At 55.5% G+C, this 13,069-nt stretch carries 21 protein-coding genes; all 21 read left to right on the forward strand.

The features are described from left to right. Nucleotide 1 precedes the first annotated feature (1 nt). Nucleotides 2–436: a 50S ribosomal protein L16 gene (gene rplP, locus FGU71_RS10905; protein WP_142788593.1), complete on the forward strand. Its 435-nt coding sequence runs from the start codon at nt 2–4 to the stop codon at nt 434–436. Beyond that, the gene (rpmC, locus tag FGU71_RS10910) at nt 436–648 is read left to right on the forward strand and encodes a 50S ribosomal protein L29 (RefSeq protein ID WP_142788594.1); all 213 of its coding nucleotides are present in this window, start codon (nt 436–438) and stop codon (nt 646–648) included. Before rplP ends, rpmC begins: the two co-directional genes overlap by 1 nt. Nucleotides 649–658: 10 nt before the next feature. After that, nucleotides 659–949, forward strand: a complete 291-nt coding sequence (rpsQ, locus tag FGU71_RS10915) for a 30S ribosomal protein S17 (protein ID WP_142788595.1) — start codon at nt 659–661, stop codon at nt 947–949. 54 nt (nt 950–1,003) lie between these two features. Then, entirely contained in the window at nt 1,004–1,372 is a 369-nt protein-coding gene (rplN, locus tag FGU71_RS10920; RefSeq protein WP_142788596.1) for a 50S ribosomal protein L14, read from the forward strand. 2 nt (nt 1,373–1,374) lie between these two features. Further along, nucleotides 1,375–1,695: a 50S ribosomal protein L24 gene (gene rplX, locus FGU71_RS10925; RefSeq protein ID WP_142788597.1), complete on the forward strand. Its 321-nt coding sequence runs from the start codon at nt 1,375–1,377 to the stop codon at nt 1,693–1,695. Next, nucleotides 1,688–2,269, forward strand: coding sequence for a 50S ribosomal protein L5 (gene rplE / locus FGU71_RS10930; RefSeq protein ID WP_142788598.1), 582 nt, complete (start codon nt 1,688–1,690; stop codon nt 2,267–2,269). The genes rplX and rplE overlap by 8 nt, the downstream gene beginning before the upstream one ends. Nucleotides 2,270–2,312: 43 nt before the next feature. After that, nucleotides 2,313–2,618, forward strand: a complete 306-nt coding sequence (gene rpsN, locus FGU71_RS10935) for a 30S ribosomal protein S14 (RefSeq protein WP_142788599.1) — start codon at nt 2,313–2,315, stop codon at nt 2,616–2,618. Between the two features lie 11 nt (nt 2,619–2,629). After that, entirely contained in the window at nt 2,630–3,025 is a 396-nt protein-coding gene (rpsH, locus tag FGU71_RS10940; RefSeq protein WP_142788600.1) for a 30S ribosomal protein S8, read from the forward strand. Next, nucleotides 3,025–3,558, forward strand: coding sequence for a 50S ribosomal protein L6 (gene rplF, locus FGU71_RS10945; protein ID WP_142788601.1), 534 nt, complete (start codon nt 3,025–3,027; stop codon nt 3,556–3,558). The genes rpsH and rplF overlap by 1 nt, the downstream gene beginning before the upstream one ends. A 1-nt stretch (nt 3,559) precedes the next feature. Next, a complete protein-coding gene (gene rplR / locus FGU71_RS10950) occupies nt 3,560–3,904 on the forward strand; it encodes a 50S ribosomal protein L18 (protein WP_142788602.1) in 345 nt (114 codons plus the stop codon). Then, nucleotides 3,904–4,704 carry a 30S ribosomal protein S5 gene (rpsE, locus tag FGU71_RS10955; protein WP_142788603.1) on the forward strand — a complete coding sequence of 267 codons (801 nt, stop codon included), beginning with the start codon at nt 3,904–3,906 and terminating at the stop codon, nt 4,702–4,704. Before rplR ends, rpsE begins: the two co-directional genes overlap by 1 nt. Nucleotides 4,705–4,709: 5 nt before the next feature. Continuing rightward, entirely contained in the window at nt 4,710–4,895 is a 186-nt protein-coding gene (gene rpmD, locus FGU71_RS10960; RefSeq protein WP_142788604.1) for a 50S ribosomal protein L30, read from the forward strand. A 642-nt stretch (nt 4,896–5,537) separates the two neighbouring features. Beyond that, nucleotides 5,538–6,062, forward strand: coding sequence for a 50S ribosomal protein L15 (gene rplO, locus FGU71_RS10965; protein ID WP_142788605.1), 525 nt, complete (start codon nt 5,538–5,540; stop codon nt 6,060–6,062). A 194-nt stretch (nt 6,063–6,256) separates the two neighbouring features. After that, nucleotides 6,257–7,621, forward strand: coding sequence for a preprotein translocase subunit SecY (gene secY, locus FGU71_RS10970; RefSeq protein ID WP_142788606.1), 1,365 nt, complete (start codon nt 6,257–6,259; stop codon nt 7,619–7,621). A gap of 68 nt (nt 7,622–7,689) precedes the next feature. Further along, a complete protein-coding gene (locus FGU71_RS10975) occupies nt 7,690–8,334 on the forward strand; it encodes an adenylate kinase (protein ID WP_142788607.1) in 645 nt (214 codons plus the stop codon). An 89-nt stretch (nt 8,335–8,423) separates the two neighbouring features. After that, nucleotides 8,424–9,167, forward strand: a complete 744-nt coding sequence (locus tag FGU71_RS10980) for an SRPBCC family protein (protein WP_142788608.1) — start codon at nt 8,424–8,426, stop codon at nt 9,165–9,167. Between the two features lie 354 nt (nt 9,168–9,521). Next, a complete protein-coding gene (gene rpsM / locus FGU71_RS10985) occupies nt 9,522–9,890 on the forward strand; it encodes a 30S ribosomal protein S13 (protein ID WP_142788609.1) in 369 nt (122 codons plus the stop codon). Nucleotides 9,891–9,945: 55 nt separating this feature from the next. Next, nucleotides 9,946–10,335 carry a 30S ribosomal protein S11 gene (gene rpsK, locus FGU71_RS10990; protein ID WP_142788610.1) on the forward strand — a complete coding sequence of 130 codons (390 nt, stop codon included), beginning with the start codon at nt 9,946–9,948 and terminating at the stop codon, nt 10,333–10,335. Between the two features lie 120 nt (nt 10,336–10,455). Continuing rightward, on the forward strand, nt 10,456–11,511 hold the full coding sequence (locus FGU71_RS10995; protein WP_142788611.1) for a DNA-directed RNA polymerase subunit alpha: 1,056 nt from the start codon (nt 10,456–10,458) through the stop codon (nt 11,509–11,511). A gap of 95 nt (nt 11,512–11,606) precedes the next feature. After that, on the forward strand, nt 11,607–12,059 hold the full coding sequence (gene rplQ / locus FGU71_RS11000) for a 50S ribosomal protein L17 (protein WP_142788612.1): 453 nt from the start codon (nt 11,607–11,609) through the stop codon (nt 12,057–12,059). Between the two features lie 365 nt (nt 12,060–12,424). After that, on the forward strand, nt 12,425–12,961 hold the full coding sequence (locus tag FGU71_RS11005; RefSeq protein WP_142788613.1) for a hypothetical protein: 537 nt from the start codon (nt 12,425–12,427) through the stop codon (nt 12,959–12,961). The last annotated feature ends 108 nt before the right edge of the window (nt 12,962–13,069 follow it).

Below are 13,069 nucleotides of genomic sequence, written 5' to 3' on the forward strand. Positions count from 1 at the left end.
CATGCTGCAACCGAAGAAAACTAAGTTCCGTAAGGCCTTCAAAGGCCGGATTAAGGGCGATGCAAAGGGCGGCACTTCGCTGAACTTTGGCTCGTACGGCCTCAAGGCTCTTGAGCCGGATCGCCTTACCGCGCGCCAGATCGAAGCCGCTCGTCGTGCAATCACGCGCGCGATGAAGCGTCAAGGTCGCCTTTGGATCCGCGTCTTCCCAGACGTTCCGGTTTCCAAGAAGCCTGCCGAAGTCCGTCAGGGTAAAGGTAAGGGTTCGGTCGAATATTGGGCCGCTCGTGTTAAGCCGGGCCGTATTCTGTTTGAACTTGATGGCGTATCCGGCCCCGTTGCCGCGCTCGCATTTGAGCGTGCTGCAATGAAGTTGCCGATTAAGACCAAAGTTGTTGCCCGTCTGGGTGACACCTCGCACCTGGGAGGCTCATAATGGCCGATATCGAAGATCTTCGCACGAAGACCGACGATCAGCTCTCTGTTGAGCTGACTGATCTTAAACGCGAACAGTTCAATCTGCGTTTTCAGGCTGCTACGAACCAGTTGGAAAAGCCTTCGCGGATCCGTGAAGTTCGTCGCAACATCGCGCAGATTAAAACTCTGCAAAGCGAGCGCGCGGCGAAGGCCGCCGCTGAAAAGGCGTAAGGAGTAGACAATGCCGAAACGTATTCTGATCGGAACTGTCACTTCTGACAAAACCGACAAGACCGTGACCGTGCTGGTCGAACGCAAAGTGAAGCACCCACTTTATGGGAAAATCATTCGCCGTTCGAAAAAGTATCACGCTCACGATGAAGATAACGCATTCACCGTTGGTGATGTTGTCCGTATCGAGGAGACCAAACCGATCTCCAAGACGAAGACTTGGGTTGTAAAAGACCGGGTTGTTTCGGGCGGCACACAAGCGATCGAAGCTGATCTCGATGTCGAGGCAGCAGGTAATTAATTGACGTAGGAACTGCCAGACTGGTTCTGGCAAGCCAAGAGAAGGAACGGATCAATGATCCAGATGCAATCCAATCTCGACGTTGCGGATAACAGCGGCGCAAAGCGCGTCCAGTGCATTAAGGTGCTGGGCGGGTCAAAGCGCCGGTTTGCTTCCGTTGGCGACGTGATCGTGGTTTCCGTTAAGGAAGCTCAACCGCGTGCAAAAGTGAAAAAGGGTGACGTTCACCGTGCAGTGATCGTCCGCACCAAAAAGGACGTTCGCCGTTCTGATGGTAGCGTGATCCGTTTTGACAGCAACGCTGCGGTCCTAGTGAACAAAAGCGAAGAGCCAATCGGCACTCGTATCTTTGGCCCAGTGGTTCGCGAACTTCGCGGCCGCGGGTTCATGAAGATCATTTCGCTTGCTCCGGAGGTGCTCTGATCATGGGTGCTGCAAAGATTAAAAAGGGCGACAATGTCGTCGTGCTTTCGGGCAAGGATAAGGGCCGTTCCGGCACTGTCCAACAGGTCATGCCGAAAGAGGGCAAGGTCGTGGTCGAAGGTGTGAACGTTGTTGCACGTCATCGTAAGCCTACTCAGCAAAACCCTCAGGGTGGCATCGACCGGTTCCCGGCTCCGATGAACATCTCGAAGGTAGCGGTGGCTGATCCAAAAGACGGCAAGGCAACCCGTGTTCGTTTTGAAGAGAAAGACGGCAAGAAGGTTCGCATTGCTGTAAAGAGTGGGGAGACAATCGATGGTTGATTACACTCCGCGCATGAAGGCGAAGTTTGACGAGCAGATCGTCAAGGCGATGACCGAAAAGTTCGGTTATAAAAATCGCTTGGAAGTGCCAAAACTCGAAAAGATCACACTCAATATGGGTGTGGGTGAAGCAAGTCAGGATAAGAAAAAAGTCCAGACGGCTGCTGAAGAGATGGCTCTGATCGCTGGTCAAAAGCCGGTTATCACCAAGGCAAAGAAATCGATCGCTCAGTTTAAGCTGCGCGAAGGCATGCCAATCGGTTGTAAGGTCACCCTTCGCCGTGAGCGCATGTACGAATTTGTCGATCGTCTGGTTACAATCGCAATGCCACGCATTCGTGACTTTCGTGGTTTGAACGCCAAGTCTTTCGACGGCCGCGGCAACTACGCAATGGGTCTCAAAGAACAGATCGTGTTCCCAGAGATCAGCTATGACAAAATCGACAAGGTGCGGGGCATGGATATCATCGTGACCACCACCGCGAAAACCGATGAAGAGGCGCGCGAATTGCTGCGTCTGTTCGGCTTCCCATTCCAGGGCGAAGCCAATTCCGAACAGAAAGAAGCGGCGTGAGCTGTTTCTCGATCGTAACGACAAGCAAGAGAGCTTAAGTCCAATGGCGAAACTGAGTTCCATCAATAAAAACGAGCGTCGCAAGAAGCTCGTCAAAAAGTACGCAGCGAAGTACGAGAAGCTGAAGGCAATCGCGGATGACGTGAGCCTTGACGAGAGCGAGCGTTTGATCGCGCGTCTCAAAATGGCTGAGATTCCACGCAACGGGAATCCAACTCGCGTGCGCAATCGCTGCGCCACCACCGGCCGCCCACGCGGCTATTACCGCAAGTTCGGCATCAACCGTATCGAACTGCGTCAACTCGGCACCCGGGGCATGATCCCTGGTCTGACCAAGTCGAGCTGGTGAGGATCTGACGAATGGCTATGACCGATCCACTGGGTGATATGCTCACCCGTATCCGTAACGGACAACAGGCGAAGAAGGACTCTGTCCTTTCGCCAGCGTCCAAACTGCGTGCGAACGTTCTCGAAGTTCTTACTCGCGAAGGCTACATCCGTGGCTACAGCGAAGATGAGAGCGGCAAGCACCCGGCTCTGCGGATTGAACTGAAATATTTCGAGGGTGAGCCTGCTATCAAGCATGTGAGCCGCGTTTCCAAGCCGGGCCGGCGCGTCTATTCGGGTTCGAAGGAACTTCCGACTGTACGCAACGGCCTTGGCATCACCATCGTCTCGACACCGCGTGGCGTCCTCTCGGACAACGAAGCGCGCGAAAACAATGTCGGCGGCGAAGTGCTTGCGGAGGTCTTCTGATGAGCCGCATTGGTAAAAAAGCTGTGGCAATCCCTGCCGGGGTTACTGCCAGCATCGAAAACGGCACACTGAGCGTGAAGGGCCCTAAGGGTACTCTGACGCTCGGCCTTTCCGATCTGATCGACTACAAGGTCGAAGGTGACGAGATCCAAGTCAATCCGGCGAATGACGGCAAACAGGCGCGGTCCTTTTGGGGTATGCAGCGTACGCTTGTGTCGAACCTGGTTGAAGGGGTGACCGAAGGTTTCACCAAGACGCTTGAGATTTCCGGCGTTGGTTACCGTGCAAAAGCGCAGGGCAAGACCCTGAAGCTTGAGCTTGGTTTCAGCCATGATGTTGATCTCACTGTGCCCGAGGGCCTCGAAGTTAAAACGCCCGATCAAACAACGGTCGAGATTTCCGGTATCGACAAACAGGCCGTTGGTCAGTTTGCCGCCGAAATTCGCGAATTCCGTAAGCCTGAGCCTTACAAGGGCAAGGGTATCAAGTATCGCGGCGAGTATGTCTTCCGCAAGGAAGGGAAGAAGAAGTAAGATGGCAAAGCTCTCTCTCTTTGAACGTCGCCGGCGCCGCGTGCGCTCTGCGCTTCGCGCTCGGTCTGGTGGCAAGCCGCGTCTGTCGGTTCACCGCACCGGTCGTCACATTTACGCTCAGGTTATCGATGATATCCAGGGCCAGACTGTGGCTGCTGCGTCAACTCTTGGTGCGAAGGCATCGGGTGCAAATATCGATGCTGCCGTTCAGGTTGGCAAAGACATCGCTGCAGCTGCCAAAAAGGCTGGCGTGACCACTGTCGTGTTTGATCGCGGCGGGTTCTTGTTTCATGGCCGCGTTAAAGCGCTGGCCGATGCCGCTCGCGAAGGCGGGCTGGAGTTCTGATGATGGCTGATGAAAAGAAAACCGAAGAAGCAGCGACCGAAGCTGTGACGCCGGAAGTTACCGAAGCACCAGCTGTTGCGGAAACTCCATCGGAGGCGGCTGATAACCAGTCAGCTGCTGCCGAGCCGACTGCGCAACCTACCGAGCAGCCCAGGCAGGGCCGTGGCGGTAACCGTGGCCGCGGTGGCAACAACAATGATCGCGGCGGCAAAGGCCGTGGTCGCGGCGGACGTGATGGTGGCCGTGGCCGCCGCGAGGAAGAAGATGATGGCATCATCGAGAAGCTCGTACACATCAACCGCGTTTCCAAAACGGTGAAGGGTGGTAAGCGTTTCGGCTTTGCTGCGCTCGTCGTTGTCGGTGACGGTCAAGGCCGCGTTGGTTTTGGCAAGGGTAAGGCGCGCGAAGTTCCGGAAGCGATTACCAAGGCAACTGCTGCGGCGCGCAAAAAGATGATCCGCGTTGCACTTAAGGAAGGTCGTACGCTTCATCACGACGCAAATGGTCGTTTCGGTGCGGGCAAGGTGACCGTTCGTACGGCACCTCCGGGCACTGGTATCATTGCCGGTGGTCCGATGCGTGCAGTATTCGAAAGCCTCGGTGTTGCCGACGTTGTGACCAAGTCGGTCGGCACGTCCAACCCTTACAATATGATCCGCGCCACTTTCGACGCGCTCGTCAACCAGACTTCGCCGAAGTCGGTTGCACAGCGTCGTGGTAAGAAAGTCGCTGACCTTTTGGGTCGCGGCGGCGCTGATAAGGCCGAGGCAGAAGCCGACGCCGCAGCAATCGCGGAGTAAGATCAATGGCTGCCAAGAAAACAGTAAAGATCAAGCAGATCGGTTCGCCGATCCGTCGTCCAGAGAGCCAGCGCAAGATCCTCATCGGTCTTGGGCTTAATAAGATGCATAAAGTCGTCGAGCGTCAGGATACCCCTGAAGTTCGCGGAGCGATCGCAAAGATCCCGCATCTTGTTGTGGTGGTTGACTAAGTTTCAGGCCGTTTCACGGATTTGAATAATAAAAAGCCCCGGTCGAAAGGCCGGGGTTTTTGCTTTGTTGGACGTGCAGGGCCAATATCAGAAGATTGGACGCGGCGTATGCTTGGCTATCATAGTCTGACGGATGTGAGGCGCTTGCAGTCCGCTATAAGAAAGGCCAGTTTCGCGGAATTCCCTGCACGCATCGATTAAGCCGTCGCTTTCGGCCTAGTCATCACGCATTTAGCGCATCATCAACTAGTACAGCGTGTGGTTAAGGCATCGCGCATCATATGTTCCGCGCGCCCGCTGGTTGCAGCGCAGTGCCGCCGCGAAATTACAGCCTTGAAAGATGCTTGTTCAAATTATCCATCAATGATTGATGTCGAGATATTTGATTGATCAGCGTTGATTACCGGACTGGTGTTGTGGACGGGACATTGGCACGAACTGACGAGAGCGCGCAGTGGCTCCCGCCAGAAGTGTTTTCATTCTCATCGCAATTCGCCCAATTTCGCTTCTGTCTGAACGGCACGCCCTGCAAGATGAGCGCATTTGGGTTGCATTGGCCGTCGGTGCCAGCTATGCGCGCGCCTTGCTCGAAGCAGTAACGCTTCAATCATCAGCGCGAACAAAAGCGAAAGCGAGTGCACTATGAAACTTAATGACATCCGTGACAATGAAGGCGCCCGTTCCGGTCGCATGCGCGTGGGCCGTGGTATCGGTTCAGGCAAAGGCAAGACATCGGGCCGCGGCCAAAAGGGTCAAAAGGCTCGCTCCGGCGTGGCGATCAAGGGCTTTGAAGGCGGTCAGATGCCGCTTCACATGCGCCTGCCAAAGCGCGGCTTTAACAACCCGTTTGGCAAAGACTACGCCGAAGTGAACATCGGTATGATCCAGAAGTTCATCGACGAGAAAAAGCTCGATGGAAAGAACGACATCACCGAAGATGCGCTTCGTGCGTGTGGTCTTGTCCGCGGCGGCAAAGACGGCGTCCGTTTGCTCGGCAAAGGTGAGATCAAGGCCAAAGCCAAGTTCATCGTGACCGGTGCCACCAAGGGCGCTGTTGCCGCCGTTGAAAATGCCGGCGGCAGTGTCGAAGTGACCGCGCCGACCAACCTTGAAGTCAAAGCCGCTAAGGCCGAGGCCAAGGAAGCCAAAGCGAAGAAAAAGAAGTAAGCTTTAAATTGTTGTCCCGGATTTGGTTCGGGGTACTCTGCACTCAGGCGCAATCGCTTGTGGAAAGAGGCCCCGATATCAGGTCCGGGACAATGTTTTTGCGGGGCAGGGGTTCGACATTCCGAATTGCTCACCCTATCTATGCGAGCAGGGCCGAAATGACGCGGCCAAAACGCTAGGATCGATAATACACCATGGCTTCACGCGCCGATAACATCGCCAGCAATATGAACCTGGGCAATTTTGCCCAAGCTACAGAGCTACGCCAGCGCATCTGGTTCACCATCGGTGCGCTGATAGTTTTTCGTTTCCTGAGCTACGTGCCGCTTCCCGGGGTTAACCCTGCGGCGTTGCAGAACCTTGCTGATCTGGGTCGGGGCGGGGTGCTGGAATTGTTCAACACGTTCTCTGGCGGCAGCCTTGAGCGGATGAGTCTCATCGCGCTCGGCGTTATGCCTTATATTACGGCGTCGATTGTTGTGCAGATGGCTTCGGCTCTGCACCCGACGCTCGCCGCTCTCAAGAAGGAGGGCGCAACCGGTCGTCAGAAATTGAACCAGTACACCCGTTACGGCACTGTTTTCCTGTGCGCGATCCAGGGGTATTTCCTGGCCGCCGGCCTTGAGAGTTTCTCTGCCCAAAACGGTATTTCGGCAGTTGTCGAGCCCGGGTATGTGTTCCGGGTCGGCGCGGTCATCAGTCTTGTCGGTGGGACCATGTTCCTTCTGTGGCTGGGGGAGCAAATTACCTCGCGCGGGATCGGTAATGGTGTGTCTCTTATCATCATGGCCGGTATTGTTGCTCAGTTCCCTACCTTTGCCAGCAACCTGTTTGAAGGCGGCCGGACCGGGTCGATTGCACCGGGCATCATCATCTTTTTTGTGATTATGGTTGTTGTTTTGATCCTGCTGATTTCGTTCGTTGAGCGTGCTCAGCGGCGCTTGTTGGTGAAATACCCCAAGCGCGCAACGCAAAATGGCATGGCTCAGCAGGACAATTCTTATCTGCCGCTTAAACTCAACACGGCGGGCGTTATTCCTCCGATCTTTGCCAGCTCACTGCTTTTGCTGCCGCTGACGATCTCGCAATTTGCGGGCAATTCTGTGGATACAGAAAGCGGCTTTGGTGGCTTCGTTGTCACTCTCAACCAGTATCTTCAGCATGGTCAGCCGATCTACATGACGCTGTATGCGCTCGGCATCATCTTCTTCACCTTCTTCTACACTGCGGTGGTCTTCAATCCGGAAGAGCGCGCCGAGGATTTGAAGAAGGGCGGCGGCTTTATTCCCGGTATCCGTCCGGGTAAACGCACTGCTGATTATCTTGAATATGTTCTGACCCGGATTACGGTTGTTGGCGCGATTTACCTCACGCTGGTTTGTGTCGTCCCGGAATATATGATCGCGCAGACAGGGATTCCGTTGTTCTTGGGCGGAACCAGCTTGCTGATCGTTGTCAATGTGACGGTCGATACGCTGAGCCAGATCCAATCGCATTTGCTGGCCCACCAGTATGGCGATCTGATTAAAAAGGCGAAGCTCAAAGGTCGCATGCGTTAATTGATCGCTACGGCTGACTGTTGGAACGCGCGGGGGCACACATCCGGCGCTGTAATAGGGGTTCATCGGTGAATATTATTCTTCTCGGCCCACCGGGCGCTGGCAAAGGCACGCAAAGTGCTGGTCTTGTCGAACGCCACGGAATGCTACAGCTTTCCACCGGTGACATGCTGCGCGCCGCAGTAAAGGCGCAAACCCCCGTAGGGCAAAAGGCGAAAGCCGTAATGGACCGGGGCGAGCTTGTTTCGGACGAGATTGTTTCAGAACTTATCGATGCCAATCTAGCGCAAATGGATGCGGAGACGGGGGCCATTTTTGACGGCTACCCTCGCACCGAAGCGCAGGCCGATCAGCTCGACGAGATTTTAGCCAAGCATGGCCGCAGCCTCGACCACGTGATCGAGCTGGGTGTGGATGTCGATGCGCTGGTAGAGCGGATCACAGGGCGTTTTTCCTGCGGCAATTGCGGCGCGCTGTACCATGATGCTGCCAATCCACCTTCGAAAGAGGGTGTGTGCGATTCCTGCGGTTCCACTGATTTCAAACGCCGCCCGGATGACAATGAAGAGACCGTTCGCACCCGTATGGATGAATACCGGGCAAAAACAGCTCCGATCCTTCCTGGATATGAGGCGCGCGGCATTGTCACGCGCATCGACGGGATGGCCGATATTGGCGAAGTTGCCGCCTCAATCGACGCGGTTTTGGCATAAGCGGGCTTTAGCTGCGCCGTTCCTGTAAAAGGCGCTCTTTAACTCACCTGCGCATTGCATTAAGCGGTGGCTCAAAGGAGATTTGGGTCATGCGTTCTTCCATCTTTGCTGCTGCTGCGTTTGCCGGGGCTGTAATTGCGTCGCCACTTGCGGCGGAGATTACCGAACAGGACGAAGCAGGCTTTGTCACGCGGGACGAAGCGCTGGTTGAGGCAAGTCCCAAACAAGTCTGGCTCGCGCTGATCACGCCCGCGACATGGTGGAACAAGGCGCATACGTGGTCCGGAGATTCCGGCAATCTGACACTGCGCCCTCAGGCAGGCGGTTGTTTTTGTGAGCGGATACCCGAGGTCGAAGATGCCGATCGCATCACACTCGAGGGAAGCGTTGAGCATATGCGCGTGATTCAAGCCTATCCGGAATCGGCCCTGCGTATGGCTGGCGCGCTCGGGCCGCTGCAAAGCGAGCCGGTGAGCGGTGTTCTGACGATAGCGATCAGTGAAGCGAAAGAGGGCACTCGTATCGTCTGGGAGTACCACGTTGGTGGCCGTATGCGATTTGATATTCCCGCAATCGCGAAAGCGGTGGACGGTGTGATAAGCCAGCAATTGGATGGGCTTGCGCAGGGGCTGGGCCGTTTGGATGGCGCACGCCCGACTGAAGAGCCTGCACCTGATGATGCGGCTGATGAAAAAAGCGCGGAAGCCGATGGCGGCGCAGGATCAACCAAGCTTGATGCCGGCGATCCTGATGCCGGTTCGGAAGACGCGCCCAACAGCACAGCGACGAGCGCCGTCGATGATGCTTTCGGTGATCTTACCAGCGACAATTGAAGCAATTCGGAAGCGTGGCTTCGCCATATGGCGAGTTCGCACGGGTTGGCGCCACAAGCTCTTGAAGCTGGGTCAGTAAACCCCATATCCTCGATCAAGCAAGTGACGGGCGTTGTGACGGTTGACTACAACCGAGAATCGCCTTAAGCGCGCGGTTCATTTGACACGCCTATTATCCTTCGGCGAATCAGGTCCGGCAGGCAACGCCAATTGCGCGCGTGCCATCCGGGCTTTTGCTGTTTGAGAGCCTTTGGTTTTCATCCGGCATTCTGTTGGCAAGGGTGTGTCAGTGTTTGAGCGTTGAGATAGGGGCTACGGTACAATCCGGAAACCCTGTGGAGCATGGAGAATTAAGTGGCTCGTATTGCCGGGGTAAACATCCCCACAAATAAGCGCGTTATTATCGCGTTGACATATATTCACGGGATTGGCCGCACAACGGCTGTCCGTATCGCTGATAACCTTGGCATCTCGCATGCGGCACGCGTGCAGGACCTCACTGATGAGGAAGTGCTGCGTATTCGCGAGGCTATTGATGCCGATATCACCGTCGAAGGCGACCTTCGTCGCCAGACCGCGATGAATATCAAGCGTCTGATGGACCTTCGTACATATCGCGGACTGCGTCACCGTAACGGATTGCCCGTTCGCGGACAGCGCACTCACACCAATGCCCGCACCCGCAAGGGTAAGGCCAAGCCGATCGCTGGGAAGAAGAAGTAAGCTCGGGTTTTTCCCGACGCTTTTCCCTTCACCCATTCAATAAGGAATACGCACAATGGCACGCGAACCCGGCAAAGTAAGGCGCCGCGATAGAAAGAACATTTCTAGCGGAGTTGCCCACATCAACGCCAGTTTTAACAACACCATGATCACCATCACGGATGCACAGGGCAACGCTATCAGTTGGTCCAGCGCCGGCAGCATGGGCTTCAAAGGCAGCCGTAAATCGACTCCATACGCCGCACAGGTTGCAGCGGATGACGCCGGTAAAAAAGCGGTGGAGCACGGTGTCCGTACTCTCGAAGTCGAAGTGAAAGGCCCGGGTTCGGGCCGTGAGAGCGCCCTGCGCGGTCTCGCCGCTGTCGGCTTTAACATCACGTCGATCCGCGATGTGACGCCGATCCCGCACAACGGGGTCCGTCCTTCCAAGCGTCGCCGCGTCTGATCAAGTCCCGTCGGGTGGCTCGGCTTAGCCATCCTGACACCGGCCGGATCCGTTGCAGCTATAAAGCGCAAAGGGGCCGACCGTCATTTGAACCGCCATTAGGCGAATTAGGGGAAATCCATGTCCGTCAATACTAAGAACTGGCAGGAACTTAAGAAACCCAACACTCTCGAGATCAAGGATAGCGACGACAAGCAGCGCAAGGTCACATTTGTGGCTGAGCCGCTTGAGCGTGGCTTTGGCCTGACACTCGGCAATGCTTTGCGCCGCGTTCTGCTTAGCTCGCTTCAAGGCGCTGCTATCACCTCGATCAAGATCGAAAATGTGCTTCACGAATTCTCTTCGCTCGCTGGTGTGCGCGAAGATGTGACCGATATGGTCCTGAACGTGAAACAGATCGCTCTCAAGATGGAAGGTGAAGGGCCCAAGCGTCTGCAGCTTTCCGTAACTGGTCCTGCCACCGTAAAAGCTGGCGACATTGCGGTTACCGGCGATATCGAAGTGATGAACAAGGATCTGGTTCTGTGTCACCTGGATGAAGGCGCAACGCTCAATATGGAGCTGACCGCTGACGTTGGGAAAGGCTATTCGCCAGCAGTTCAGAACCGTCCAATCGATGCGCCGATCGGTCTGATCCCGGTCGACTCGCTTTATTCGCCTGTCCGTCAGGTGAGCTACAAGGTCGAGAACGCCCGCGTTGGTCAGGAGCTTGACTATGACAAGCTTTCCCTGACCGTCGAGACCGATGGCACTGTCACTCCTGAAGACGCTGTGGCTTTCGCTGCGCGTATTCTGCAGGATCAACTGACGCTGTTCGTACACTTCGAAGACGGCATTCCTCAGCCGCAGTCGGCCATGATTGGTCAGGCTGCAACACCGCAGGAAGACGACGCCAATCAGCTCAACCGTTACCTTCTCAAGAAGGTCGACGAGCTCGAGCTTTCTGTGCGTTCGGCAAACTGTCTCAAGAACGACAACATCATCTATATCGGTGATCTGGTTCAAAAGACCGAAGCCGAAATGCTTCGTACGCCAAACTTTGGCCGCAAGTCTTTGAATGAGATTAAAGAGGTTCTCTCCAGCATGGGTCTGCGTCTCGGCATGGACATTCCAGGCTGGCCACCAGAGAACATCGAAGAAATGGCCAAGAAGCTCGAACAAGAGCTACTGGGTTAATCAAGGCTCCGGCGGCGCGCCTCCCAACAAAGGGAAAGCGCCGCCAGCTTTGGGCTACCTGATACGGGCCCATAACGAACACAAAGGAAATACAAATGCGTCACGGAATTTCACAGCGTAAGCTGAGCCGGAAATCGGGCCACCGTAAGGCTCTTTTCCGCAACATGGCCACTGCTTTGATCAAGCATGAGCAGATCAGCACCACACAAGCCAAAGCCAAAGAATTGCGTCCTTACGTAGAGAAACTGGTAACTCTGGCAAAGCGCGGCGGGCTTTCGAACCGTCGTCTCGCCATGAGCCGTCTTGGTGATGAGACGCAGCTTAAAAAGCTGTTTGATGTCCTGGCTGAGCGTTACAGCGACCGTGAAGGCGGATATACCCGCATCATCAAAGGCTCGATCATCGGTAAAGGCAAAGCAGGCGGCGGTTTCCGCGGTTCTGATGCTGCTGCAATGGCGATCATCGAATTCGTCGAACGCGATGTTGATGCCCGCGGTCAAGACAGCGGCCCTGTCATGAACGAAGCCGACGAGTACGCCGAAGCATAAGCGGCTATTTGGCGAAATGATTTAGAACGGGCTGGCGGAGCGATCCGCCAGCCCTTTTCTTTTGTTCGGCCTGTGGAAGTCTGAGTTTATGAAAGCGCTCACATTCACTGCCACAGCGGCGGTGCTCATGGGTTGGCTCGGCGCGCAACGCCAGTTTACGCGCACCGTATTCGATTAAGCTCAGGCTCATTGCCGTTGAGTAAATCAACGTAGTCTGAGCAGCTGCTCGGCTGAGTGTTCATAAAAAGACCACTATATATGAACAAAACCTGCAAAGGTCAGTCAGATTATGCCAATAGCGAATCATCCATAAGGGGCTTGTAGCCGGAGCAAACCCGCATCGGCACAACCCGAGGATGAGACCTATGACGAAGCTTACCAAGACACTCGCCAAAGGCACGCTCGGGACTGTCGCCGCTGGCGCGATGGCCCTTGCGACTGCCACACCAGCAGCAGCTCAGGACCGGCACCGTGATCGCGGTGTAGATGCAGGCGATGTTATCGCAGGTGCCGTGATCATTGGCGGTATCGCTGCGCTTGCCGGTGCATTCGATGGCGATCGCAAGCGTGATTATCGCAACCGCGGCTACCGCGATCGCGGCTACAACCACAATGTTCGCTACAACAATCGCGGCTTTAACAATGGGCGTAATGCGGTGGACCGGTGCGTCCGCGCAGCAGAGCGCCAGGCAAGCCGGTTTGGAGGCTATCGTTTTGCCAACGTGACCCAAATCCGTGACGTAGATCGCACCCGGTTCGGGTTCCGTGTCAAAGGCCGCATCGAGGTAGAAGGCGCTCGTGGGTATCGGGGACGCGATTTTGATCGGGGCCGGTTCACCTGTTTCTTCGATGGTCGTGGTCGTCCGCAGATCGACTTTGACGGCATCCGGGGACTGCGTTGATCCCGCAAACAGATATGGGCGGGGCGACTATTGGTCGCTCCGCCATTTTCTATGATTTCAGAATGGGTTTACGGTTCAGGCTCGCGAAAGCCTGAACCGCTTATTCGT

This window comes from Erythrobacter insulae (assembly GCF_007004095.1).
In the GTDB taxonomy this organism is placed as follows: Bacteria; Pseudomonadota; Alphaproteobacteria; order Sphingomonadales; family Sphingomonadaceae; genus Erythrobacter; species Erythrobacter insulae.

Coding starts and splice junctions, on each gene's coding strand:
- rplR (WP_142788602.1), top strand. CDS start 3,560: ATGGCAAAGCTCTCTCTCTTTGAACGTCGCCGGCGCCGCGTGCGCTCT.
- rpmD (WP_142788604.1), top strand. CDS start 4,710: ATGGCTGCCAAGAAAACAGTAAAGATCAAGCAGATCGGTTCGCCGATC.
- rplQ (WP_142788612.1), top strand. CDS start 11,607: ATGCGTCACGGAATTTCACAGCGTAAGCTGAGCCGGAAATCGGGCCAC.
- FGU71_RS10980 (WP_142788608.1), top strand. CDS start 8,424: ATGCGTTCTTCCATCTTTGCTGCTGCTGCGTTTGCCGGGGCTGTAATT.
- rplN (WP_142788596.1), top strand. CDS start 1,004: ATGATCCAGATGCAATCCAATCTCGACGTTGCGGATAACAGCGGCGCA.
- rplO (WP_142788605.1), top strand. CDS start 5,538: ATGAAACTTAATGACATCCGTGACAATGAAGGCGCCCGTTCCGGTCGC.
- rplP (WP_142788593.1), top strand. CDS start 2: ATGCTGCAACCGAAGAAAACTAAGTTCCGTAAGGCCTTCAAAGGCCGG.
- rplE (WP_142788598.1), top strand. CDS start 1,688: ATGGTTGATTACACTCCGCGCATGAAGGCGAAGTTTGACGAGCAGATC.
- rplF (WP_142788601.1), top strand. CDS start 3,025: ATGAGCCGCATTGGTAAAAAAGCTGTGGCAATCCCTGCCGGGGTTACT.
- rplX (WP_142788597.1), top strand. CDS start 1,375: ATGGGTGCTGCAAAGATTAAAAAGGGCGACAATGTCGTCGTGCTTTCG.
- secY (WP_142788606.1), top strand. CDS start 6,257: ATGGCTTCACGCGCCGATAACATCGCCAGCAATATGAACCTGGGCAAT.
- rpmC (WP_142788594.1), top strand. CDS start 436: ATGGCCGATATCGAAGATCTTCGCACGAAGACCGACGATCAGCTCTCT.
- FGU71_RS10995 (WP_142788611.1), top strand. CDS start 10,456: ATGTCCGTCAATACTAAGAACTGGCAGGAACTTAAGAAACCCAACACT.
- rpsH (WP_142788600.1), top strand. CDS start 2,630: ATGGCTATGACCGATCCACTGGGTGATATGCTCACCCGTATCCGTAAC.
- rpsK (WP_142788610.1), top strand. CDS start 9,946: ATGGCACGCGAACCCGGCAAAGTAAGGCGCCGCGATAGAAAGAACATT.
- rpsN (WP_142788599.1), top strand. CDS start 2,313: ATGGCGAAACTGAGTTCCATCAATAAAAACGAGCGTCGCAAGAAGCTC.
- FGU71_RS11005 (WP_142788613.1), top strand. CDS start 12,425: ATGACGAAGCTTACCAAGACACTCGCCAAAGGCACGCTCGGGACTGTC.
- rpsQ (WP_142788595.1), top strand. CDS start 659: ATGCCGAAACGTATTCTGATCGGAACTGTCACTTCTGACAAAACCGAC.
- rpsE (WP_142788603.1), top strand. CDS start 3,904: ATGATGGCTGATGAAAAGAAAACCGAAGAAGCAGCGACCGAAGCTGTG.